Origin of the sequence: Microbulbifer sp. ALW1, assembly GCF_009903625.1 — a bacterium.
Taxonomy (GTDB): Bacteria; Pseudomonadota; Gammaproteobacteria; order Pseudomonadales; family Cellvibrionaceae; genus Microbulbifer.
On record NZ_CP047569.1, the window covers coordinates 2,989,976 to 3,014,143 of the forward strand.

20 protein-coding genes are annotated in these 24,168 nt (G+C 55.6%); 15 read left to right on the forward strand and 5 right to left on the reverse strand.

Features of this window, described 5'->3' with window-relative positions; genetic code table 11:
* Positions 1-40: 40 nt before the first annotated feature.
* Entirely contained in the window at positions 41-1,441 is a 1,401-nt protein-coding gene (asnS, locus tag GRX76_RS12465; RefSeq protein WP_160153615.1) for an asparagine--tRNA ligase, read from the reverse strand.
* Between the two features lie 328 nt (positions 1,442-1,769).
* On the opposite strand from asnS, the gene GRX76_RS12470 reads away from it, so the two are divergent.
* The 6 genes from GRX76_RS12470 (at position 1,770) to GRX76_RS12495 (ending at position 7,162) form a co-directional block, all read left to right on the forward strand.
* On the forward strand, positions 1,770-2,291 hold the full coding sequence (locus GRX76_RS12470) for a DUF2244 domain-containing protein (protein ID WP_160153616.1): 522 nt from the start codon (positions 1,770-1,772) through the stop codon (positions 2,289-2,291).
* A 70-nt stretch (positions 2,292-2,361) separates the two neighbouring features.
* On the forward strand, positions 2,362-2,838 hold the full coding sequence (gene bcp / locus GRX76_RS12475; protein ID WP_160153617.1) for a thioredoxin-dependent thiol peroxidase: 477 nt from the start codon (positions 2,362-2,364) through the stop codon (positions 2,836-2,838).
* A gap of 364 nt (positions 2,839-3,202) precedes the next feature.
* Entirely contained in the window at positions 3,203-3,649 is a 447-nt protein-coding gene (locus tag GRX76_RS12480; protein ID WP_160153618.1) for a helix-turn-helix domain-containing protein, read from the forward strand.
* 133 nt (positions 3,650-3,782) lie between these two features.
* A complete protein-coding gene (yajC, locus tag GRX76_RS12485; RefSeq protein WP_160153619.1) occupies positions 3,783-4,115 on the forward strand; it encodes a preprotein translocase subunit YajC in 333 nt (110 codons plus the stop codon).
* Positions 4,116-4,202: 87 nt separating this feature from the next.
* The gene (locus GRX76_RS12490; protein ID WP_160153620.1) at positions 4,203-5,351 is read left to right on the forward strand and encodes a D-cysteine desulfhydrase family protein; all 1,149 of its coding nucleotides are present in this window, start codon (positions 4,203-4,205) and stop codon (positions 5,349-5,351) included.
* 152 nt (positions 5,352-5,503) lie between these two features.
* A complete protein-coding gene (locus GRX76_RS12495) occupies positions 5,504-7,162 on the forward strand; it encodes a sodium:alanine symporter family protein (protein ID WP_160153621.1) in 1,659 nt (552 codons plus the stop codon).
* Between the two features lie 85 nt (positions 7,163-7,247).
* On the opposite strand, the gene GRX76_RS12500 is transcribed toward GRX76_RS12495, so the two are convergent.
* Complete coding sequence (locus GRX76_RS12500) at positions 7,248-8,582, reverse strand: glutamine synthetase family protein (RefSeq protein ID WP_160153622.1); 1,335 nt, start codon at positions 8,580-8,582, stop codon at positions 7,248-7,250.
* Between the two features lie 310 nt (positions 8,583-8,892).
* On the opposite strand from GRX76_RS12500, the gene GRX76_RS12505 reads away from it, so the two are divergent.
* From GRX76_RS12505 to cysB, 5 genes are all read left to right on the forward strand, one after another.
* Positions 8,893-10,200, forward strand: coding sequence for an FAD-binding oxidoreductase (locus tag GRX76_RS12505; RefSeq protein ID WP_160153623.1), 1,308 nt, complete (start codon positions 8,893-8,895; stop codon positions 10,198-10,200).
* Positions 10,201-10,385: 185 nt separating this feature from the next.
* Complete coding sequence (locus GRX76_RS12510; protein ID WP_160153624.1) at positions 10,386-12,770, forward strand: TonB-dependent receptor; 2,385 nt, start codon at positions 10,386-10,388, stop codon at positions 12,768-12,770.
* A gap of 114 nt (positions 12,771-12,884) precedes the next feature.
* On the forward strand, positions 12,885-13,565 hold the full coding sequence (locus GRX76_RS12515; protein ID WP_160153625.1) for a TetR/AcrR family transcriptional regulator: 681 nt from the start codon (positions 12,885-12,887) through the stop codon (positions 13,563-13,565).
* Between the two features lie 15 nt (positions 13,566-13,580).
* Positions 13,581-14,504: a 5'-nucleotidase gene (locus GRX76_RS12520; RefSeq protein ID WP_160153626.1), complete on the forward strand. Its 924-nt coding sequence runs from the start codon at positions 13,581-13,583 to the stop codon at positions 14,502-14,504.
* 262 nt (positions 14,505-14,766) lie between these two features.
* The gene (gene cysB, locus GRX76_RS12525; RefSeq protein ID WP_160153627.1) at positions 14,767-15,741 is read left to right on the forward strand and encodes an HTH-type transcriptional regulator CysB; all 975 of its coding nucleotides are present in this window, start codon (positions 14,767-14,769) and stop codon (positions 15,739-15,741) included.
* Between the two features lie 120 nt (positions 15,742-15,861).
* On the opposite strand, the gene GRX76_RS12530 is transcribed toward cysB, so the two are convergent.
* The 3 genes from GRX76_RS12530 to GRX76_RS12540 form a co-directional block, all read right to left on the reverse strand.
* Complete coding sequence (locus GRX76_RS12530; RefSeq protein WP_160153628.1) at positions 15,862-16,134, reverse strand: hypothetical protein; 273 nt, start codon at positions 16,132-16,134, stop codon at positions 15,862-15,864.
* Positions 16,135-16,338: 204 nt separating this feature from the next.
* Positions 16,339-17,673, reverse strand: coding sequence for an aminodeoxychorismate synthase component I (gene pabB, locus GRX76_RS12535; protein ID WP_236250348.1), 1,335 nt, complete (start codon positions 17,671-17,673; stop codon positions 16,339-16,341).
* Positions 17,674-17,783: 110 nt separating this feature from the next.
* Positions 17,784-18,650 (reverse strand): pyruvate, water dikinase regulatory protein, encoded by an 867-nt coding sequence (locus tag GRX76_RS12540; protein ID WP_160153630.1) that lies wholly within the window; start codon positions 18,648-18,650, stop codon positions 17,784-17,786.
* 302 nt (positions 18,651-18,952) lie between these two features.
* On the opposite strand from GRX76_RS12540, the gene ppsA reads away from it, so the two are divergent.
* From ppsA to GRX76_RS12560, 4 genes are all read left to right on the forward strand, one after another.
* Positions 18,953-21,316 carry a phosphoenolpyruvate synthase gene (gene ppsA / locus GRX76_RS12545; protein WP_160153631.1) on the forward strand — a complete coding sequence of 788 codons (2,364 nt, stop codon included), beginning with the start codon at positions 18,953-18,955 and terminating at the stop codon, positions 21,314-21,316.
* Positions 21,317-21,760: 444 nt separating this feature from the next.
* On the forward strand, positions 21,761-22,396 hold the full coding sequence (locus GRX76_RS12550; protein WP_236250349.1) for a L,D-transpeptidase family protein: 636 nt from the start codon (positions 21,761-21,763) through the stop codon (positions 22,394-22,396).
* Between the two features lie 297 nt (positions 22,397-22,693).
* Positions 22,694-23,182, forward strand: a complete 489-nt coding sequence (rraA, locus tag GRX76_RS12555; protein ID WP_160153632.1) for a ribonuclease E activity regulator RraA — start codon at positions 22,694-22,696, stop codon at positions 23,180-23,182.
* 1 nt (position 23,183) lies between these two features.
* Positions 23,184-24,026 carry a DMT family transporter gene (locus tag GRX76_RS12560; RefSeq protein ID WP_160153633.1) on the forward strand — a complete coding sequence of 281 codons (843 nt, stop codon included), beginning with the start codon at positions 23,184-23,186 and terminating at the stop codon, positions 24,024-24,026.
* Positions 24,027-24,168: the final 142 nt, after the last annotated feature.

Below are 24,168 nucleotides of genomic sequence, written 5' to 3' on the forward strand. Positions count from 1 at the left end.
TGGAGAATCCCAGGAGCTTCGCCGTCTAGCGTGTCACCGCTTAGAACTTCACATTGCGCGGTGTACGCGGGAAGGGGATCACATCACGAATGTTGCCCATGCCGGTCACATAGGAAACGATACGGTCAAATCCGAGACCAAAACCGCCGTGTGGCACCGTGCCGTAGCGACGCAGGTCGCGGTACCAGTCCAGGTGTTCTTTCGGGATGTCCATCTCATCCATGCGCGCATCCAGCTTGTCGAGGCGCTCCTCGCGCTGGGAGCCACCAATAATTTCGCCAATCCCCGGAGCCAGTACATCCATCGCAGCGACGGTTTTGCCATCGTCGTTCATGCGCATATAGAACGCTTTGATGTCCTTCGGATAATTCAACACGATAACCGGCTTCTTGAAGTGTTTCTCGGCCAGATAGCGCTCGTGCTCAGAGGCGAGATCGATACCCCAGGAAACCGGAAACTCAAACTTCTCTTTGCAGTTTTCCAGAATCTCGATGGCATCGGAGTAATTGATACGCGCGAAGTCGTTGTCGATGATGTTTTCGAGGCGGCTAATCGCGTCCTTGTCGATACGCTGGGCAAAGAAGGCCATGTCATCCGGGCGCTCGGTGAGGACCGCGCGGAAAACATACTTCAGCATTTCTTCTGCAAGATTGGCACAGTCCGCCAGGTCGGCGAAGGCAATTTCCGGTTCCACCATCCAGAACTCCGCCAGGTGGCGTGTGGTGTTGGAGTTTTCCGCACGGAAAGTCGGGCCGAAGGTGTAGACCTTGGAAAGGGCGAGACAGTAGCTCTCAACATTCAGCTGGCCGGACACGGTGAGGAAGGTTTCTTCGCCGAAGAAGTCCTCGGCGTAGTCAACATCGCCTTTGTCCGTGAGCGGAAGATTGGTTTGATCCAACGTGCTGACGCGGAACATTTCGCCGGCGCCTTCACAGTCGGAGGCGGTGATGATTGGCGTGTGTATATAGTTGAAGCCGCGCTCGTGAAAGAAGCGGTGGATCGCCTGGGCAATGCAATTGCGCACCCGGGCAACCGCGCCGCTCACATTGGTGCGCGGGCGCAGGTGGGCATGTTCGCGCAGGTGTTCCATGGTGTGGCGTTTGGGCGACATGGGGTAGGTGTCCGGGTCTTCCACCCAGCCCACCACGGTCACTGAGGAGGCCAGCAGTTCGATGGCCTGGCCTTTGCCTTCTGAGGGCTTGATGGTGCCTTCTATATCCACGGCGCAACCGGTCGTCAGACGCAGGACTTCCGATTGATAGTTGTTGACGGAGGACTCTACAACCACCTGGATGGGATCGAAGCAGCTGCCATCGTGCACGGCCAGAAACGACAGGCCGGCTTTGGAGTCTCTGCGGGTGCGAATCCAGCCCTGTACGCGGGTGGTCTCGCCTTCTCGCTGGCTGGATTTAAGGAGTGTGTCGATGGATTCAACTTGCATGATGGTGCTCTTGTTGTACGCGCGGGCTGGTGTGCCGCTTCGCCTTGGGCCCACGCGGAACCCTGAGGGCTTTCGAGCGGCGGCTTACGCGGTTATATACATTCGGCATGGCGTGGCTTTTGGTCACGCATTCCGGAAAATCAGACGCCGGCATCTTGCCCGCTGGGCGCGGGAAAATCCAGCCCTGTATCCGGGGCAAAGGCCAGCAAGGTTCGGCAAGCGCCGGGAACCAGCTTGCCCAGTATAGAAGCTGGGTAAGGGCACGTGACTCTTGGTTCGAAACTCCGCTGTCCTACACTGAAACCAGCACAGTGATGGAAGATGTACCATGGTCAAAGAAGTCGGTGGCGCCGGTGCGCGCCGGGCCTGCATCCTGCTTGCGCCCAATCAGTCCCTATCGTTGGCAGGCAACCTCTGGGTGTTTATTTCCCTTGTTGCGGTGTCCCTTGGTATCAGTGTCGCCTTTGCGCTCGCAGGTGCCTGGATGGTAATTCCCTTCGCATTTCTCGAGGTACTGCTGCTGGCCGTGCTGTTCGGCTATGTCTACCTGGAAGGGACCCGGCGGGAGGTGATCCGGATCAATGATGACCGGGTAGTGCTGGATTGCGGCCGGGGAAACCTGAAGCGCCCCAGTTATCACACCGAGTTTGATCGCCACAGCCTGGCGGTATTGGTACGCATGGGGGCAACGCCATCGGAACCCGCTAGCGTTACCTTTACCGGACCCGAGGGTTGTCTGGAGGTCGGTGAATTTCTGACAGACGCGGAAAAAGCGGCGCTGGTCGAAAAGCTGGGGAGTCGGGGCCTGCGAGCCCGCAAGGAAAAAAGCTTCCAGCTGCTGGACTTCTGATCTATCAGAAGTTCAGGCCGTCATTGGATATAATGCGTTCCTTTAATGAATAAATAGCAGGGGAGGGACTATGGCATTTCCTAAAATCGGTAATCTTGCACCGGCTTTCAGCCTGAATAACCAGAATGGCGAGAAGGTTGCGCTGAAAGATTTTCGCGATCAGAAAAACGTTGTTCTGTACTTTTATCCAAAGGCACTCACGCCGGGATGCACCACGCAGGCCTGTGGAATTCGTGACAGCGCAGCGGAGTTTGCCAAGCGAGATACTGTGGTTTTCGGCCTGAGCCCGGACCCGGAAAGTAAACTGCAGAAATTTATCGAAAAGCACACCCTGAACTTTGACTTGCTGGCCGACGAAGACCATAAGGTTGCCGACAAATACGGTTGCTGGGGATTGAAGAAGTTTATGGGGCGGGAGTATATGGGCCTGCTGCGTACCACCTTTATTATTGATAAGAGCGGCCGCCTGCAACACATCATCGATAAGGTCAAAACCAAAACCCACCACGACGATGTTTTGCAGTGGATCGACGAAAACCTGGTGTGATCAGCTCCGCGCGACACTGTCACTAAATGTGACCCGGGACATGGCGGCAGTATCTTTTTGTGCGCTGATTAAAAAAAATTTACTGTCGTCCCTTGCATTCTCCACAGATGGTCTATACTGGCTTGTGTAAAGGAGCGCCGCCCAACCGTCTGGCCCAGAACGATTGCGTGTGGTGCGAGGAAGTAGTACAAAAAGTAATCTTTCTGGGTAGGCTTCGATGCCTGTTTTCAGGTGCGCCCCCGCACCCAAGTAGTAGTCAGCAACTGTCTTATATGACTTTTTGCTGGCGGTGGTAAATAGGGACTCGCAGGAAGCGGGCGTAGAACAATAAACCGCGGCTCAAGGAACCCATCAAGGAGCAGCTATGAACCATATTCAGCCAGACCAAGCTTCGCTCTCAGAAGACAAACCACTGCAGCAGGCAAGACTGTCCGGGGATCCGAACATTCTTGATCAGTTGCTGGCGCCACCGGAGGCAACCAGCTTCGGTATCGCCGCTCGTGTCATCGACGTGCTGGAACAACGGATTGGAAAGGCATCTCTGGCAATTCGTCCGGTCTCTTCGGACCTCAGTATGTCCACCCGGACCCTGCAGCGTCGCTTGCAGGAGCACAACCTGAGTTTCGCCTCTTTGCGCGATCACGTTCGCTTCCGCCATGCGGTGCATTTCCTTAAGGACACTGCTCTCAGCGTGGATGGTATTTCCCGAATCCTGGATTTCTCAGACAGAACCAGCTTTACCAGCGCCTTCAAGCGTTGGACCGGCATGTCGCCTACAGGATATCGCCGTCAGGTTCGCCAGCGATTTTAAGCGGACTATCGGCTAAAAACCTCGCATCACGTAATCCAGTGTACCGGGTAACCGGTGCTCTGGATTGCCTCATTTTGTCAAAGCCGTTAGAGTTGGCCCCAGATTTTTGACTGACTCTATCGAGGTTTAGACCATGGATTTCTTTATTCCTGCTGCAATGGCACAAGAGGCAGCTCCGGCTCCTCAAGGGAACCCGCTGATCACTCTGCTGATGTTCGGTGGCCTGTTTGTGTTCATGTGGCTGTTTATTATTCGTCCGCAGCGCAAGCGCCAGAAAGAGCACCAGGAACTGGTTGGTGCGCTTAAAAAAGGTGATGAAGTAGTGACCACCAGCGGCATGCTGGGGCGCGTAGAAAAAGTAGACGATGACTACCTGATTCTGGAAGTGGGCGAAAATATGAAGCTCAAGTTCCAGAAGGTTGCGGTACACGCGGTACTGCCCAAAGGCACCATCAAGAATATCTGATCGTTTCAGGTCGATAGTGGCTTGAGTGATCGTAAAAAACCCGGTATCAACCGGGTTTTTTTGTAATTGAAGAAAGGGGAAACGCCGTTGAGTATCCAGTACCCAGCCAGGGAACCGCTGGCTAACCTGCCCACACCACTCCAGCCACTCCCAAGAATTAGCGAAAAGTACTCGCTACCTTTTGGGGGGCCGAAAATCTGGATCAAGCGCGACGACTTTACCGAAAGCGCCCTGTCCGGCAATAAACTCCGCAAGCTGGAATTTATCATTGCCGAGGCGAAGGCCACCGATTGCAACACCCTGATTACCTGTGGCGGTATTCAGTCGAATCATTGCCGGGCAACCGCGCTGGCTGCGGCAAAAACGGATTTAAGGGCTCACTTGATTCTTCGAGGCGGCAGACAGCTGCAGCAAGAGGAGCAACAGGCCGATGGCAATTTGCTGGTGGATTACCTGGCCGGTGCAGAGGTTTCGGTTTATCCGCTGCGCAAATACCTGGATCAATTGCCATCCCTGTTTGAACACTGGGAGCAGTACTATCAGGAACGGGGAGACAAGGCGCTTGCCATTCCCACCGGCGGTAGTGATGGGTTGGGTATTTGGGGCTATATCCGCGGCGCGGAGGAGTTGCTGGAGGACTGCCGGCGACTGGGGTTTGCCCCCGAGCAGGTGATATGTGCCAGTGGTAGTGGTGGCACACAGGCCGGATTGACACTGGGGTGCCAGTTATTGGGCGCGGAAACCACGGTCACCGGCTACGCCGTTTGCGACGATACAGAATACTTCGTCAACAAAATTGTCGCAGACATTGCAGACTGGCGTACGCGCTACACGCAGTCCTGCGCGTTTGATCCCAGCAAAATTCGTGTCGACGACAATTACATCGGGCCCGGTTATGGTCTGGCAACCGCTGAGGTGTACCGGACCATTGCTGAAGCTGCACGGTTGGAAGGAATTTTGCTGGATCCGGTATACACCGGAAAAGCGTTTTACGGTTTGTTGCAGGATATTCAGTCCGGAAAGTACGCTGGTGTGCGCAATCTGGTTTTTGTACATACCGGAGGGCAGTTCGGGGTCTTTCCACACCGGGCCGAATTTATGCGGAGCCTGGGGGAGCAGGGGGGCTGCCTCAGGATTGAGGCGGCAGGATTGCCGATGACTGACGACAAGTTTTGCGACAGAATTGCCGAATTTGGCAAAAAAATTAGTTTTTTGTTTAATTCTTGGCAGAAATAAGGACTATGCTGCTGATGATTGGCGGATTACTGTTCTCCCTGAGGGGAAGCTGCTAATCTGCCCGGCACTTGCAGAAGCCAGGTTTGAGTCGCTGTATTTTATCGCAGCAACCTGGTGATTAATTACACAGAATAATTGCAGTGGGGGTTGGTTTGGAATCGTTCAATCAGTTGTTGTTGACCCTGGATGGTTTGCTGGGGTCTGCGCCCTGGTTTCCATGGGTACTTTTGGGTGTAGGCTTTTTCTTCACTCTTTATCTGGGTTTTCCACAAATCCGTTACTTTGGCCATGCGATTAAAATCGTACAGGGCAAATACGACAAACCCAGTGACCCAGGCGATACCTCTCACTTCCAAGCGCTTGCAACCGCACTGTCTGGTACCGTAGGCACCGGTAATATCGGTGGCGTGGGCCTCGCAATTTTCCTTGGTGGTCCCGCCGCGCTGTTCTGGATGTGGGTTACGGCCTTCCTGGGGATGACGACCAAATTTGTCGAAGTAACCCTGTCACACAAATACCGTATTAAAGCAGCAGACGGCTTTTATGCCGGTGGCCCCATGTTCTATATGGAGCGCCGCCTGAACATGAAATGGCTGGCTGTTATCTTTGCCATTGCCACTGTGATCAGCTCCTTTGGTACTGGTAGCCTGCCGCAGGTGAATAATATCGCCCAAGCGATGTACGACACTTTTGGCCTCAGTAAGATGCTCACTGGCGGTGTGCTGGCCATACTACTGGGCCTGGTGATCATCGGTGGTATTACCCGTATTGCGAAGGTGACCTCCACCATTGTGCCGGTAATGGCGGTGCTCTACATCGTCGGCGCCCTGGCGGTGATCCTGTATAACTACGAAAATATCATCCCTTCATTTGCGTCCGTCTTTTCTGATGCGTTCAACGGCAGTTCCGCCGTCGGTGGTTTCCTTGGGGCGAGCTTCGCATATGCGTTCAACCGCGGTGTAAACCGGGGTCTGTTTTCTAACGAAGCGGGCCAGGGCTCTGCACCTATTGCGCACGCCGCGGCGCGTGCCGATGAGCCGGTATCGGAAGGTATGGTTTCCCTGCTCGAGCCATTTATCGATACCTTGATCATCTGTACCCTGACCGGCTTGGTGATTCTTTCTTCCGGTGTATGGACCGAGAAGCATATGAACCGCTTCGAGCGCGCGGACATGCGTGTGGTCGCCGGCACTTACGATGACAAGGATGAGGGTAATGTGAAGCAGCTGTTCGGCTTCCTGAGCGGCCTCGACAGTGATGTGCGTACTTTTACCGGCACCATTGTGGTGGCTGATGGCCTGCCGCTGAACAAAAATGAATTTACCGTAATTAATTCTCGCTCGGTGGCAGAAAACGTTGAGTTCCGGGTAGCTGGTGACAATTACTCCGGTGTGCTCAATGTGAACGATGGACGTCTGGTGAATCCGAATGTGGATGTCTGGGGGAACTCCCTGCTGCACTCGGTGGCGCTGACCAACCGGGCTTTCCAGAAAGGTTTCTTCGGAGAGTACGGTAGTTACATTGTAACCTTGGGTATTCTGCTGTTTGCCTTCTCTACCGCGATTGCTTGGTCCTATTACGGTGACCGTTCAATGATTTACCTGTTCGGTCCCAAGGCTGTTATGCCGTACCGGCTGGTGTATGTGGTGGCTTTCTTCTGGGCGGCCATTGAAGACACTACCGTGATCTGGAATTTGTCAGCGGTGGCGATAGTCTTAATGACTTTGCCGAACCTGTTTGGTATTTCCATTCTGGCGCGGGAGATGAAGGACACGGTGAAAGATTACTGGAAAGACCCGGATCACAAATGATGGGTGCTCAGTAAGCAACAAAAAACCCGGCAAATGCCGGGTTTTTTGTTTGTGACGAATTGAAACTGCCGCTACAGCGTGCGAATCAAACGTTCAGCAGCAGGTATTCACGCTCCCAGGAGCTGATTACCCGGTTGAACTCTTCGTACTCGTCGCGCTTGATGGCAGCCCAGGCGCGCACAAAGGTGTCGCCAAACATTTCTACCGCTTCCGGACACTCCGCCAGCAGGCTCAGAGCGTGCTCCTGGGTACGAGGCAGGGTAATCGGTTCACGTGAGCAGTCGCCCTCGTAGGGCTTGCTTGGTTTGACCTTGTTCATCATGCCGAGATAACCGCAGGCGAGAGAGGTTGCAATCGCCAGATAAGGGTTGCAGTCGGCCCCGGGGAAGCGGTTTTCCAGACGTTTGGCCTGGGGGGAGCTGTCGGGTACGCGCAATCCGGTGGTGCGGTTGTCATAACCCCAGTGCAAACTGGTAGGCGCGGCCATCTCTGGTGTGAACCGGCGGTAAGAGTTTACGTTCGGCGCGAAGAAGGTAATGAAACCCGGGGTGAATTTCTGCATGCCGCCAATAAAGTGCATGAAGATATCGTTCTCCACGCCATCTTCATCGACAAAAATATTTTTGCCGGTTTTAACGTCGATCACACTCTGGTGCAGGTGCAGGGCGCTGCCGGGTTCATCTTCCATGGGTTTGGCCATGAAAGTGGCGTAGATACCGTGGCGTAACGCGGTTTCACGCACGGTACGCTTGAAGGTAAATACCTGGTCTGCCAGCTTCAGGGGATCACCGTGCAGGAAATTGATTTCCATCTGCGCGGTGCCGGATTCGTGAATCAGGGTGTCCACGTCCAGGCCCTGGGCTTCACAGAAATCGTACATATCCTCGATGATGGCCTCGTACTCGTTAGCGGCATCAATGCTGTAGGACTGTCGGGTTTTTTCTGTGCGACCTGAGCGTCCGACGGGCGCCGAGAGCTTTTCGTCGGGGTCCAGGTTGCGTTTGATCAGGTAGAACTCGACCTCCGGTGCAACCACTGGTTGCCAGCCTTGTTCTGCGTATTTTTCGAGAACAAACTTGAGAATATTCCGTGTGCTGATGGGGTGGGGCTTGCCATCCCGGGTGTAGCAATCGTGAATAATCTGCGCGGTAGGCTCATTGGCCCAGGGGTTCAGGCGGATGGAGTCCGGATCAGGTACCAGCAGCATGTCGGTATCTGCCGGGTCTACCAGCTCATTGTGTTCGTCGACGTAGTCACCGGTAACTGTCTGCACCAGAATGCTTTCAGGCAGGCGGCTGTCTTCGGTGAGGAATTTATCGGTGGGGGTAAATTTGCCCCGTGCGTTTCCGGACATATCCGGTACCAGGCACTCGACCTCGGAAATTGAGTGTTCTGCGAGCCACTGGGTAATCTTGTCCATGGTACACCTTGTTAATAGAAGGCCTTTTCCCCGGATGGGGTTCATTAGTATATATCCCGCTCTCATCCCGCAAATAGTGGGATCGAGAGGCCGTCGTCATCGGATCGGGGCAACTTTTTTGTTGTAGATCGCACGGCGGACTTTGATTATGGCAAGAAACCGAATTATCATTCAAGAAATATTGAATAATGCTTCGGTTTTTTCTTGCGTGGGGTTCGTCGAGGGCCCGAGTGCGAGTAGCGGTGGGTCGCTCAATAACAGATGGGCTCACCGTAAAACCGTAGACCAACCCTTTTTCGGAGAGTTATCCATGTCTGCCAGCGGAACCGTGACCAAACTGCTCGGCCACACCGATTCCTATTATGCTTCCAGCGCCAATGATGCGCCCTCATATAGTGCGCTCGACCAGACGGTTGAAGCAGATGTGTGCATTATTGGTGCGGGTTATACCGGGCTCTCTTCAGCGCTGCATCTCGCTGAGCGCGGCTTCAAGGTGGTGGTGCTCGAAGCAGAGCGTATCGGCTGGGGCGCTTCCGGGCGTAACGGTGGGCACGTTGGGGTAGGGCAGCGCAAAGGCCAGGAAGACCTGGAGGCTATGTTGGGCCTGGAAACCGCGCGGCAGCTATGGGATATGGGGCTGGAGGCTGTGCAGACTGTCGAGGAGCTGATTCACAAGCACCAGATTCAGTGTGACCTGAAACGGGGCATCATGCACCTGGCCGCAAAGCCCAGTCACGATGCCTGGCTGAAAGAAGAAGTCGATGTACTGAACCAGCGCTACGGTTACGAGCAGATGCGCTATGCCGACAAAGACGAGGTGCGCTCACTGGTGGGGTCGGAGCGCTTTTATGGTGGCCAGATTGATAGCGGGTCACTGCACCTGCATCCGCTCAACTTTGCCCTTGGATTGGCGGCCGCAGCGGCAAAGGCCGGGGTGCAGTTTTATGAGCACAGTCGCGTCACCAGTTACCACGGTGGCAACCCCTGTGTGGTCAACACTGCTACAGGCCAGGTGAAGGCCAAAAATGTCGTACTGGCCTGCAATGGCTACCTGGGGAACCTGGAACCCCGGATGGCCGGGCGCATCATGCCGATCAATAACTTCGTGCTGGCGACCGAACCACTACCAGAAGAATTGGCACGGGAATTGATTGCGAACGACTACGCGCTACAAGACACGCTGTTTGTGATCAATTATTGGAAGCTGTCCGGTGATAACCGGCTGGTTTTCGGCGGGGGCGAGAATTACACCTCCCGTTTCCCTCAGGATATTCGCGCCTTCGTGCGCAAGTACATGCTGGAAATCTATCCGCAATTGGCCAGTACCCGCATCGACTACGGTTGGGGCGGGACCCTGGCGATCACCCTCAACCGCATGCCCAGTATCGGCCGGCTGGAACCCAATGTGTATTACAGCCAGGGCTACTCGGGGCACGGTGTCCCTACGGCCACTTTTGCCGGGAAAATCCTTTCTGAAGTGATTGCGGGCACAGAGGAAAGATTTGATGTATTGTCGCGCATTCCGACGCCCAGCTTCCCAGGTGGAACGCTGCTGCGTTGGCCCGGGCTGGTAGCGGGAATGCTCTATTACAGCTTGAAGGATAAGCTGGGCCGGTAACTTCAGTGGTTTCTCTAAAACCTGCTGAGCGTGCGTCTGGAGGCACTCGTTCAATTTTTAGCTAAACCATAATTGAATAATTGTTCGGTTTGTGGGATAACAAACCGGTCACTTCAATTGCCGGGTCCGTCCTGAGTGGTATGAATAGGCAGACACCCGATAAAAATAACCCACGGGGAGTAACGATGACGCTATCTGATCAGCCGATTTTGGCCAGAAAACACCTGCTGGCCTCTGCTGTCAGCGCCGTAGTTGGTGCAGCAGTATTTACCTTCAGCGGTGTTGCCGCCGCTGCGCCAGAAATTGAGGAAGTTACCGTAACTGCGCAGATGCGTGCAGAGTCACTGAAAGACGTTCCGATGTCCGTCAGTGCCTTTACCGGTGACACCATCAAAAATTCCAACATGAGTGACTTCAAGGACCTGTTCGCGATGACACCGGGTATTTCCGGTGAAACCACAGATTCTTATTTCGACTCTGTATCTGTCCGCGGTGTGAACAACAACAGTTTTGGCTCCGGCAGTGATCCTGCGTTGGGGGTATTCCTCGACGGCGTTTACCAGAGCCGCACCGGTGCGACACCGAGCATGTTCGACCTCGAGCGTGTGGAAGTGGTCAAGGGCCCGCAGGGCACTCTGTTCGGCCGCAACACGGCGTCCGGTGCTATTTCCATGACCTCTCGCAAGCCAGGTGAAACCTTCGGTGGCGAAATCTCTGTAAGCACCGGCCAGTACGGACGTGCGGATTTTGAGGGTGCCGTGGACATGCCGGTCAGCGAGGATTTTGCAGTCCGTATCGCTGGTATGCACCAGGAGCAGGAAGGTCATGTGAAAAACCTCGCCGGTGGCCGCAAGCTCGGCGCCAGTGAAGCGGACGCGATGCGTTTCACTGGGGTATTTACCGGGTTTGAAAATACCACTGTGACCCTGCTTGCCCAGTATGAAGATCGCATGAGCGACGGCACCATCTACCGCGCGCTTGGCACCGACGGCGATTACGATGAGGTCTACAACGACCAGCAGGGTACCGACCAGTCGGAAATTGGTGACGCGGTACTGACCGTCGAACACGATTTCGACAGCACCACCTTTACCTCCATTACCGGTTACAAGACCCACGATTACACCTACGTCGAAGACTTCGATGGCACCGAGCTGCCGATCGATACCTTCGTGCGCGACCAGTCCGGTGACTTCTTCAGTCAGGAGTTCCGCCTGACCTCGAATAATTCAGGCCCCTTCAACTGGGTGCTGGGTGCCAGCTATTACCAGGAAGACCTGGACGCTTACTTCGCCGGTGTGGACGCGGAAGACTTTATCTGTGCCGGTGCCATGGAAGTGGATTACGAGCTGGATGTGGATTCTTCGGCGACCTGTGCCGATTTGGCTCTGGCGTATCCTGACGAAATGGACGATGCCTTCTGGACCGGTGGCGATCCCTGGGAATACGCGCCGACTGCCGGTATGGCAATCCCCGGCAATGTCATGATCGGTGACGGCATGTCCGTTGAAGAGTCCTTCACTCGCGGTGAGTATTCTGGCTGGGGTGTGTTCGCCAACACTACCTTCGACCTGAGCGACGCCACCAGCCTCGGCCTGGGCATTCGCTATACCGAAGACCAGAAGAAATACACCGTAGACTCCCCCTGGCCCGACACCTGGACTGGCGGTTGGAACTACCAGGCCATGTTTACCGATGGTCCTATCACCGGTGATAACACCTGGAGTAATGTTTCCGGTCGCGCGACCCTGAATCACGATTTCTCTGAGTCCGTCACCGCTTACGCCAGTGTGGCGACCGGCTACAAGTCCGGCGGTTTCGACTACCTGACCTATCGCGTAACCGATCCGGCATTTGCCGAAGATGAAGACACCTGGCTGGAAGACTACGAGTGGACCGTGGACAGTTCTACCGCGGAGCCCAACAACTTCAATGAAGAGCAGGTGCTTTCCTACGAGCTGGGTGTAAAAGCTCGCCTGCTGGGCAACCGACTGGCACTGAACGCGGCGGCCTTCCAGTACACCTATGAGGACCTGCAGCAGGCGTTCTTTATTGGCGCTGCGGCGGTTACCCGCAACGTGGGTGAGAGCGAAGGTCAGGGTCTGGAAGTGGATGCGCGCTGGCTGATCACCGACAACCTGGACCTGTACATGGGCCTTGCCTGGCTGAACACCGAATTCAGCGGTGCTCCGGAAGAGCTGTGTGATGCCTGCGATGGCAACAAAATGGCATTTTCTCCGGAGTTTTCCTCCGCGACTGTGCTGACGTACACCAAAGACATCGGCTTCGGTTCTATGGCGCTGACCGGCGAGTACACCTACACCGGTGAGCAGTTCTCCGACCTGGAAAACACCGACGAAGTGAAACTGGACAGCCGCGGGGTTGTTAACCTGCGTGCGTCTCTGACTTCTCCGGCAGAAACCTGGACCGCCGGCGTTTACGTCGAGAACCTGACTGGCGAAGAGTTCTACCACTGGGGTTACGCGGCGGCGGACTACAACCTGCCAGCAACCCAGACAGACCCGTCCCGTGGCCGTGTTGCGGGGGTCAGCCTGGATTACCGCTTCTAACGAGTCTCTTTCATCTCACAGGATGAGCAAAAAAACCGGCGAACTCCGCCGGTTTTTTTGTTAATGGGTCGACAATTTGTGATAAAAAGGCCCTTCAGTTGAAAGGATCAAGCAGTGTCGACAGCAGAACAGAAACGCCGTAAAAATCAGTTGTCACCCCGGCGGGAGCCGGTACAGGCCCGCGCCCGTGAACGGGCCCGGCAGATACTCGATACCACCGGTCGCCTGCTGGAGCAGGTGGGGCTCAACGACCTCACCACAATCCTCATCGCCAAAGAACTGGGTGTCTCTGTCGGTTCGGTTTACCACTACTTTCCCAACAAGCACGCGATTCTCTACGCCATGGGCGAGCAGTGGCTGGCCAGCCTGACCGAGCGCCTGGATGAGCTGGCGGCGGCCGACCTGGAAAACCTCAGCCTCAAGGCATTCCTGGATGATTTGGTCTCGCGCTGGGTATCGGTATACCGGGAGCAGCGCGGTTTATTGCCACTGGTGCAGGCCATGTGGGGTATTCCCGAACTCCACGAACTGGATGAGCGCCACGATGAAATGGTGATCAATCATCTGGTGGATATGTTCCGTCGCCTCGGTTTCACCTGTCCTCCGAACGAAACCAACCGGCTTGCCAGGGCTACCCTGGAAACCTGCCATGCCATGATGCTGGTCATCGTGAATCAGCAGGGCGTGCGCTCCGAGCGCACCAGAGAAGATTTGCTGAATATGTTGCTGGTGTTACTTGAGTCCCACCGCAATGATGAAAAGCCCTCCGGGCTGGATGATGTGGAGGCGCCTTGAGGGCGTTGCATGACCATGAGTGAGGCCACTCAAGCGCAGGCAAAACCTACGAATAAGCTCATTATCGCCATTTCCTCGCGGGCCCTGTTCGATTTGCGTGAAAGCCACCAGATCTACGAAGAGCAGGGTGTTGAGGCGTTTTCAGCCTACCAAATAGAGCGAGAGAACGACGTCTTGCCCAAGGGGGAAGCCTTTTCCCTGGTGGAGAAATTTCTTCAGATCAACAGCCGACTGGACGGCGAGCCCAGGGTGGAAGTCATCCTCCTGTCGCGCAACAGTGCGGATACCGGGCTGCGTGTTTTCAATTCCATCGAACATTATGGGCTGAATATCAGTCGCGCGGCCTTCTGTAACGGCGGTAGCCCTTACCGCTATATCGCGCCTTTCGGCTGCCACCTGTTCTTGTCCACCGATGGCAGCGATGTGCGGCGGGCGCTGGAGCAGGGGATTGCTGCGGCGACCCTGATCCCCGGAGGTGCCCGCCAACGCGGCGATGACACCCTGCGATTTGCTTTTGATGGCGATGCAGTGATCTTTTCTGATGAAGCAGAGCAGATCTTCAAGCGGGATGGCCTGGCCGCCTTTACGACCGCAGAGCGCGCCTCGGCGCGCCTGCCTTTGCAGGGCGGGCCTTTCAAGGGCTTCCTTGAGGCGCTGCAGCAATTGCAATCGGAGTTTCGGCCGGAACAATGCCCGATCAGAACGGCTCTGGTCACTGCCCGTTCAGCCCCTGCACACGAGCGGGTGATACGGACTCTGCGCGCCTGGAATATCCGTATTGACGAATCCATCTTCCTGGGCGGACTGCCAAAAGGGGAGTTTCTGGGGGCATTTGGTGCCGATGTCTTTTTTGACGACCAGCCCAATCACTGTGCCTCTGCGGCAGCCCATGTCGCCACCGGCCATGTTCCCCACGGCGTTGCCAATCTGGAAGACTGAGTCTGGGGTAAATCCTGGCGGAATTGAGAACTATTTTCTGTAATCCTTGCAGGTTGGCGTGCTTCTCTCCCCGAAAAGTCACTTTTCGTAACCAATTCCTCGCTTTTGAAATGCTGGTGCAGACCCTTATTGGCTCACCAGTCGTTTCGCTGCTATGCTTTTCCCGAATAATGTCACCAAGTTTTTATAACCAACTGCTGGCGCAAAAATGAGCATTGTTGCGTATTAACAGGCCATTGCCAGTTTTCGACAGGGAGAGGCTATGAAGCTGCAGCAGCTGCGCTATATCTGGGAAGTGGCTCACCACGACCTCAATGTATCTGCCACGGCACAAAGTCTGTTCACCTCGCAGCCGGGAATCAGTAAACAGATCCGGTTGCTTGAGGACGAACTGGGTGTGGAGATTTTTGCGCGCAGTGGCAAGCACCTGACGCGAGTGACACCTGCGGGAGAGGCCATTCTAAAGACCGCCGGCGAAATCATGCGCAAGGTGGAAAACATCAAGCAGGTGGCGCAGGAGTTCAGCAATGACAAGCGCGGTAGCCTTGCCATTGCCACCACGCATACGCAGGCACGCTACGCGTTACCCACGGTCATCAAGAGCTTTATCGCACGCTATCCGGAAGTGTCCCTGCATATGCATCAGGGGACGCCGATGCAGATCTCTGAGATGGCTGCAGACGGGACGGCAGACTTCGCAATTGCCACCGAAGCCCTGGAGTTGTTCAGTGATCTGGTGATGATGCCGGTGTACCGCTGGAACCGTTGCATTCTCGTGCCTCGCGGCCACGAACTGTGTCAGCTTTCCAAGCTCACGCTGGAGGAGGTCGCCAAGTATCCCATCGTCACTTATGTGTTTGGCTTTACCGGCCGCTCCAAGCTGGACGAAGCCTTTCTGGAAAAAGGGTTGTCTCCCAAGGTGGTCTTCACCGCAGCGGATGCGGATGTGATCAAGACCTATGTGCGTCTGGGGTTGGGTATCGGTATTGTCGCGGATATGGCCGCCGTGGAAGACGAAGACAGTGACCTGGTGGCACTGGATGCCAGTGAACTGTTCGAATCCAGCGTGACCAAGATCGGGTTCCGCAAAGGGATCTTCCTGCGTGGATTTATGTACGAGTTTATCCAGCAGTTTGCACCGCACCTGACGCGTGAACTGGTGGAGCAGGCTGCGCAGGCCTCGTCACGGGCGGAGGTAGACGAGCTCTTCTCGCATATCGAATTGCCCGTCTACTGATTCAGTTTCCTGAATCCGTGGTTGCGAAAAGCTCGAAACAAAAAGTAAACAATTAAACTAGAAAGCCCGGCAGTTTCAGCCGGGCTTTTTGTTTTGGGGTTTACCGAGATGCGCGACGGCTTACCGGTTCAGCACTTCTTTCACGAATTTGAAGTACACCGTATAGACCTCGGGTTCTTTGCCTTCTTCTTCCACAACGAAGAAAGGGGCCCGTTGTACATTGAGGCGCTGCGCCAATTGCATGCCGGCACTCTCCGGATCTCGCTCATCGGCGATAAGCACCTCATCCAGAAATTTTTCCTGATCGTTTTCCTGGAGTTTCTGCTGTACATCGTTGCACTTGGCACAGAGTGCGCCGTCGGCGAGTATTTTTTTGACCAGGGTAATGCGCATGAAACACGGCCTTATGATTCGCGGCCCGGCATTCGTTACCGGGTAGGAGTGTCTGTCGTTGAGACAATATAGGTTGGCGCGGAATCTAGCAGAGTTGGAAAACCATTGGAAATACCCAAGGGCGATAGATTTATAACCGGAGCAACTGGCTGCACCAGGCTCTTGGGAGGAGGGCGCTGGCGAGAGGCAGACCGCTGCAAATGGTCAGGAAAACCGCTTTTCCAGGGTTTCCAGGAGTAAACGCACCTTGTGCAGGCACTCGCGGTGTTCGGCTGCAGGGTCGGAGTCGGCCACGATACCGCCACCGGCTGCGCAATGGATGGTGCCATTACTGGCGGTCAGGGTCCGGATCGCGATATTGCTATCGGCACGACCACAGCTGCTGATGTAACCAATACTCCCGCAATAAACACCCCTTGGGCTCAGCTCCAGCTCGCGTATCACCTCCATGGCCCGTCTTTTAGGGGCACCGGTAATCGAGCCGCCAGGAAAGGTGGCTGCCAGTACGTCAGCAAAACCGAAGTCTTCCGGTATCTGGCCGGTAATGGTGCTCACCAGATGGTGCACATTGGCAAAGCTTTGCAGCTCAAACAGCGTCGGTACTCGCACAGTGCCGCGACGGCACACCTTGCCAAAATCGTTGCGCAACAGGTCCACGATCATCAGGTTTTCGGCGCGATCTTTACGGCTCGCGGTCAATGCTTGCGCGAGTGCCGTGTCTCGCGCCGGGTCCTCGCTGCGCGGTGCCGTGCCCTTAATCGGCTCCGTCTGCAAAAAGGTGCCGTCCGCGAGAATGAAACGCTCCGGAGACAAGCTTAAAATTTGCCCCTCGGGCAGAGACAGGAATGCGGAAAAGGGGCCTGCAGCCACTTCTCTCAGTGCCAGATAGGCGGAGAGCGGATTGCCTTCAAAACTGGCGCTAAAGCGCTGGGTAAAGTTGGCCTGATAAATATCGCCCGCTTGTATGTATTCGAGAATACGGCGAATTTTCTGTTGGTAGTTGTCCGCCTCAAACTCATGCCGAAACGGAGAGCGCAACTGGAAGGCCTCACTACAGCGCGGTGGCTGGCGCCAGTCTAGCGCGCGAAAACGGGCTTCCAGGTCGCGCTTTTGAATGTCCGTACACGCGGGGTGAAAGACCAGATGGCTCGCCTGCAGCTGGTGGTCAACGATCAGTGCCCAGGTGTAGAGCCCGAACCGGCCGGCGGGTAGCGGTGTTTTGCGTGTGTCTGGGGGAAGGTAGTTGCCGCTGCTGCCCAGTTCGTATCCCGCGTAGCCAATGGCGCCACCGCAAAAGGGCAATTGCTGGTCCACTTCCTGGGGAGCCAGTTCACACAGGAGGTCGTCCAGTGCCTCGAAAGGGGCCGGGTCATCCGCGGTAAGCGTAAGGTTATTGATGGGGTCGGCGCTCAGAATGTCAAAGCGACCACCGCGGGCACCGGGCTGCCCGGAATCCAGCCAAACCGGACAGGGAAGGTCTGCCAGTGCGGCAAAGGCTACACCGGTATTGGTGGAATAGGGCAGGGAGATAATGTGCAAAACGTCAACCAAACTTCCGGCGGGATCCCCGCTCAGGTTTCTTTCGGGCCCCAGGGCTGAAAAGTGCGCCTTTTGGGCGGCGCTACTTTAACCGATTTCTTCCGTTAAATTTAGCTGATTTTGCGTTCTATCCCGGCCTGGGACATCAGGCGGGTGGCCAACTCCTCAACAGAGAGTTCAGTGGCGTCGAGGTAGGGCACTTGTGCCCGCCGCAACATCTGCTCTACCTGGCGCACTTCAAACTCGCATTGCTCCGGAGAGGCGTAGCGGCTATTGGCGCGACGTTCCTGTCGAATGCTCATCAGGCGTCGCGGGTCGATGGTCAGGCCGAACAATTTGTGCTGGAACGGGCGAAGTATTTTCGGCAGCGAGGTCGAATCCATGTCCTCTTCGGTAATGGGGTAGTTGGCTGCGCGCAGACCGAATTGCAGGGCAAGGTACAAACAGGTAGGGGTCTTACCCGAGCGCGAAACACCCACCAGAATCACATCGGCACTTTCAAACTCCCGGGTGCGCCGACCGTCGTCGTTATCCATGGCGAAGTGCACTGCGTCGATACGCGCGCTGTAGCGGCTGTCGTTGGCGATCCCGTGAGAAAGTCCCACCGCCCGCGTGGGGTCCTTGCCAAACAAATTGGCCAACGGCGCCAGGTAGCTTTCGAAGACATCCAGCATCAGGGCCGAGCTCTGGTGTAACTGCTTTCGGATCTGTTCGGAAACGATGGTGGTAATAATGATGGGTTGTAAACCGGACTCGCTAGCGGCCTGCTCAATACGCTGTAACGCCTGATTGACGCGCGCCTCGGAGTCCACATAGGGAAGCGTCACCTGCTCAACCGGCTGATCCCGGAACTGTGCCAGCAGGCTGTGGCCGATGCCCTCCACGGTAAGGCCGGTGCCGTCGGAAATAAAAAAAGCGGTGCGTTTTTTATACGGAGTCACCTGACCCGGTGGGTTGTTGCCGCTTTGCTCATTCATGATGTTACTTCCTTGCGTATTTACTCTTGCGTATTTACTAAGGCGCTTGCCACGCATGCGGTACGACCTGGCGCAATGGTATATCAGCAGTCGTGTTTTTTCCCAGACGGAATGCTGGCCACAGGCGCTACTTTCTGCAGTTTATGCTGAGTAACAGCGTGGGCGCCGAAGTAAGTTTCACAGATTTTTGTAGGAGAATTACAACAAAAATAGCGCATTTTTACCGGAGTTTGCGGGGTATTATTTACAAAACCCATCCTTATAATCTGCCGCCAGAAACAGCAGTTGCAGAGGGCAATCCATTGACCACTTACACACTCGATTTCGCGAAGCTGGGCATGGCGGACGTTGACAAAGTCGGCGGTAAAAACGCATCGCTCGGGGAAATGATCTCGTCGCTTTCCGGCGCAGGAGTCAGCGTGCCGGGTGGTTTTGCCACCACCGCAGACGCTTTCCGCGAGTTTTTGGCCAGTGCCCAGCTGGACACCCGAATCGCCGAGCGACTCCAGGGTCTGGACGTGGAAGATGTCACTGCGCTGGCGGCGGCAGGCGAAGAGATCCGCCAGTGGCTGCTGGATACCCCATTCCCCACGCAGTTGGAAAAAGAGATCCGCGCGGGTTACCAGGCCCTGGGTGGCGGTGAGACCGCCGTTGCTGTTCGCTCCTCTGCCACTGCAGAGGACCTGCCGGACGCTTCCTTCGCTGGCCAGCAGGAGACCTTCCTGAACATCCGCGGTATCGACGCGGTGCTTGAAGCGGTCAAAGAAGTCTTTGCCTCACTCTACAACGATCGCGCCATTGCCTACCGTGTGCACACCGGCTACGCGGATGTGGGCGTGGCCCTGTCTGCCGGTATTCAGCACATGGTGCGCAGTGAGACCGGCGCGTCCGGGGTGATGTTTACCCTGGATACCGAGAGCGGATTCCGCGATGTCATCTTCATCACCGCGGCCTATGGCCTGGGTGAGACGGTGGTTCAGGGCGCGGTAAACCCGGACGAGTTCTACCTCTACAAGCCGGCCCTGGAAGCGGGCCGTCCCGCCATTCTGCGTCGCAACCGTGGCAGCAAAGCGATCAAGATGATCTACGACGAGAGCGGCGAATGTGGGCGCTCGGTCAAAACCGTACCGGTACCGGAGCAGGATCGCCTGCGCTTTGCCCTGAGCGACCAAGAGCTGACCGACCTGGCGATCCAGGCTCGCCGTATCGAAGAGCACTACCAGCGTCCCATGGACATTGAATGGGCCAAAGACGGTGACAGCGGCAAGCTGTTTATTGTTCAGGCGCGTCCGGAAACCGTGCGCTCCCGCGATACCGGTACCAGTATCGAGCGCTACAAGCTGCACGAGCGTAGCGACATCTTGTGTGAGGGCCGCGCCATCGGCCAGCGCATTGGCGCCGGCCCGGTACGGGTGCTGGAGTCGGTGGAAGATATGGCCAAGATGCAGGACGGGGAAGTACTGGTCACCGATATGACCGACCCGGACTGGGAGCCGGTGCTCAAGAAGGCCAGTGCCATTGTTACTAACCGTGGTGGGCGGACCTGTCACGCGGCCATTATTGCCCGTGAATTGGGTATTCCCGCGGTCGTTGGCTGTGGTGACGCTACCGAGAAGCTGGCCACCGGGACTCCGGTGACCGTGAGTTGTGCGGAAGGGGACACCGGTTTTGTGATGGCCGGCCAGCTGGATTTCGAGCGTTCTCTCACGGAAGTGAGCGATATGCCGGACCTGCCGTTCAAAATCATGCTCAACGTGGGTAACCCCGACCGTGCGTTTGCCTTCAGCAACCTGCCCAACCAGGGCGTTGGCCTGGCGCGCCTGGAGTTTATTCTCAACCGCATGATCGGTATTCACCCCAAGGCGCTGCTGGAGCTGGATCGCCTGCCGGTAGACCTGCAGAAGAACATTCGCGATCGCATCGGTGGTTACGCCAGCCCGGAAGACTTCATCGTAGAAAAGCTGGTGGAAGGCATTGCCACCCTGGCTGCGGCCTTCGCGCCCAACCGCACGATCGTGCGCTTGTCGGACTTCAAGTCCAACGAATACGCACACCTGGTGGGCGGTCAAATGTACGAGCCCAGTGAAGAAAACCCCATGCTGGGCTTCCGTGGTGCCGCGCGCTACCGCTCCAAGGATTTCCGTCAGTGTTTCGCGCTGGAGTGTAAAGCACTGAAGAAAGTACGCGACGAAATGGGGCTCACCAATGTTGAGATTATGGTGCCCTTCGTGCGTACGCCGGACGAGGCCCGCCAGGTTATCGAACTGCTGGAAGAGAACGGCCTCAAGCGCGGTGAGAATGGCCTCAAGGTCATCATGATGTGTGAACTGCCGTCCAATGCGTTGCTGGCGGACGAGTTCCTGCAGTACTTCGATGGCTTCTCGATCGGTTCCAACGACCTGACTCAGCTGACCCTGGGGCTGGACCGGGATTCCGGGCTGGTTGCGGAGTTGTTTGACGAGCGCGATCCGGCGGTGAAAATCCTGCTGTCGCAGGCCATTCGCGCCTGTAAAAAGGCCGGCAAGTATGTAGGCATCTGTGGCCAGGGCCCGTCTGACCATAAGGACTTTGCACAGTGGCTGATGGAAGAGGGGATCGATAGCGTGTCTCTTAACCCGGACACCGCAGTGGATACCTGGTTATATCTCGCCAACCAGAAAGTCTGAGATCAAAAATGCCGGTTAATTGATGCCGGCACGGCTTGACTCTTAAAAAAGCGACCATTTTGGTCGCTTTTTTTATGGGCGTAGCAGAAATATTTTTCTACTTTACAGGCACTTTCGATGAACCCATGGTACCTGGATTGCGGTTCACAACCTTGTGGTTCAACGGGTCAAACCTTAAGGCGATTGCCAATTTCCATAAAAGCGGGCAGACCCCATTGAAATCAATCTAAGCACCTAACCCCCAATCAATAGAATCGAAACAGTCTCTGTCTTTGTGTCCTGCGCCTTTCGGCCATCAGGATGACAATGTGTTTGATCGAGCCAGCTTTTTTCCATTAGCCAGCCTTTTTTACACAAGCAGGGGTTATTGATTGAGGTAGTGATAGAGGTGTCAAGATGCAAAGAAGTTCGTCGTACAGACCAAACAACGGCAGTCGAGAATTGATGTCCGTCGCCAGTTCGCCGGGTGGCGGTGGTATGGCGGCGACGATCCATGCATTTAACGGTGGTTTCGAACATCGTGTGCGCTGTTCCTGGATGGTGATGCTGGTTCTATTGATTGCCACATTGATGGGCGGGCTCTGGCCGTCCCTTGCTGATGCAAACACCGGTGCCAACTGGTTCGACGATCAAGCGGCCATGAACTCTTCAGGCTCACCGTCCATCCGTATTAACTTGTCGGAGCAAAAAGCCTACTTCTACAAAGGTGGCCGCCTGGTGGGTGTTTCACTGATTTCATCCGGTAAAAAAGGCTTCAGTACCAGCCCTGGCAAATTCCGTGTCTTGGCAAAACGCCCGAACCACCGCTCGAGTATTTATGGGAGTTATGTCGATCGCAGTACCGGTCGGGTGGTGAAAGCCGACGTGGATACCCGTAAACACCGCCGTCCTTCCGGTACTTATTACCGCGGTGCGAAAATGAATCACTACATTCGTTTCAACGGCGGTATCGGTCTGCATGCATCCGGACATGTACCGCGCTATCCCGCATCCCACGGCTGTGTACGCATGCCCCCGCATATGGCTCGGAAGTTTTTCCAATATGCCCGCGTCGGTATGCCGGTTTCCGTGAGCTATTAAGAGGTCGTAGCTATTCGATAGCGTGAACACAGGGAAGGGTAAAGAATTGGGCATGGCGATGGCCGGATCATCATTCCCGCATGGATAGCGAACTATTCAGAATGTCAGATTGCTTGCTCGCAGACGCTTTTGCTTTATTTGGCAAGCCTTGCGCCGGGATTATCCATCAGGGTAATACCCGGCATTTTTATTGTCGGGCTGTGCCGCTTCCTGCCACCGGCTAAGATGCCGTTTTGTATTGTCATCGCAACGTGCAAATTCATCTCCCGGATCTCTCACTACACAGGAGCCTCAATCATGGCCACTTCCGTCATTTCTACCCCTGACCTCTGTGATGAATATCCCGACCTGGTACAGGTAGTTGAGCCCATGTTCATAAATTACGGGGCCCGGGAGCAGTTTGGAGGCGAGATAGTCACCATCAAATGTTTCGAAGATAACTCTCTGGTGCGGGAGCTGGTGGCGGAAGATGGACGAGGGAAAGTGCTGGTTGTAGATGCCGGCGGCTCCATGCGCCGAGCCTGTCTTGGGGACCTACTGGCGGAAAAAGCCTGCCAGAATGGCTGGGAGGGGATCCTGATGTACGGCTGTATCCGCGATGTGGATGCCATTTCTGAACTAGAGTTAGGAGTACAGGCGCTCGGAAGCCACCCCATGAAGACCGATAAAAAAGGGATCGGTGAACGCAATCTTGCAGTGACTTTTGGCGGCGTCACCTTTAAACCTGGAGAGTATTTGTACGCTGATAATAACGGCGTGATAGTTTCTCCCCAATCACTTATGTAAATTGGTAATAACGGAATCTATTTTATTCGCACTGGTCCTGTTATCTGCGCTTGCGCATGCCATCTGGAATGCGGTGGTCAAGCACAGTGAAGAGGGTTTCCTGCAGCTGGCGATGATTCGCAGTGTTGGCCTGCTCGTAGGCGCGGCGCTGGCGACACAACTACCATTACCCAGCAAAAATGCACTGCCGTTCCTGCTGGGCGGCGCCTTGTTCCAGTACCTGTATTTTTTCCTGCTTTCTCGCTCCTACCGGGCGCTGGATTACGGCACCGCATATCCGATCGCCCGTGGTGTCACGCCGTTGATGGTGGCTTCCGCGGCGCTCCTGTTCCTGGATGAAACCCTGCAGCCCCTACAGATCACCGGCGTGTTGCTGGTGACCTGTGGCATTTTCGCACTCATCATGAAGGAGCTGCGTGTCAGCCGCTCCGGAATCCTTTACTCCCTCGGTACCGGTATCGCCATAACCGGTTACACCACCCTTGGGGCCGCGGGGGTCCGGAGTGTACCCAACCCCCTCAGTTTTGTGGCCTGGCTGGAAATCTTGTCCGGCGGCGGTGTCATTTTCGCGGTATTACTCACCCGTCCGCTGAAAGGGTTGGCGTTTGCCCGGACCCATTTTGTGCGGAGTTCATTTTCCGGCGTGTTGGCGTCTGGTGGTTTTGGCATCGCACTGTGGGCCACTTCCATGATGCCGGTGGCGGCCGTTGCTGCGACCCGTGAGGTCAGTATTCTTTTCGCTTCGGTGATCTCGGTGTTACTACTGAACGAACGTTTTTCTGTTCGCCGAATGGTCGCGGCATTGATCATTTTCTGTGGAATTGGCACTCTGGCTCTTGCCTGAGGCCAAATTCCGGTCGCTGTTGCCACAAGTTGCAGTCTTTATTTCCGGACTATAGTTGCAGGCAAACATCTCTTTGAACCCTGAATGTACTGCAACGTGATCCTGCGTTGCGCCGCTGTTTTGTGCATCAGGTGCCATTCGT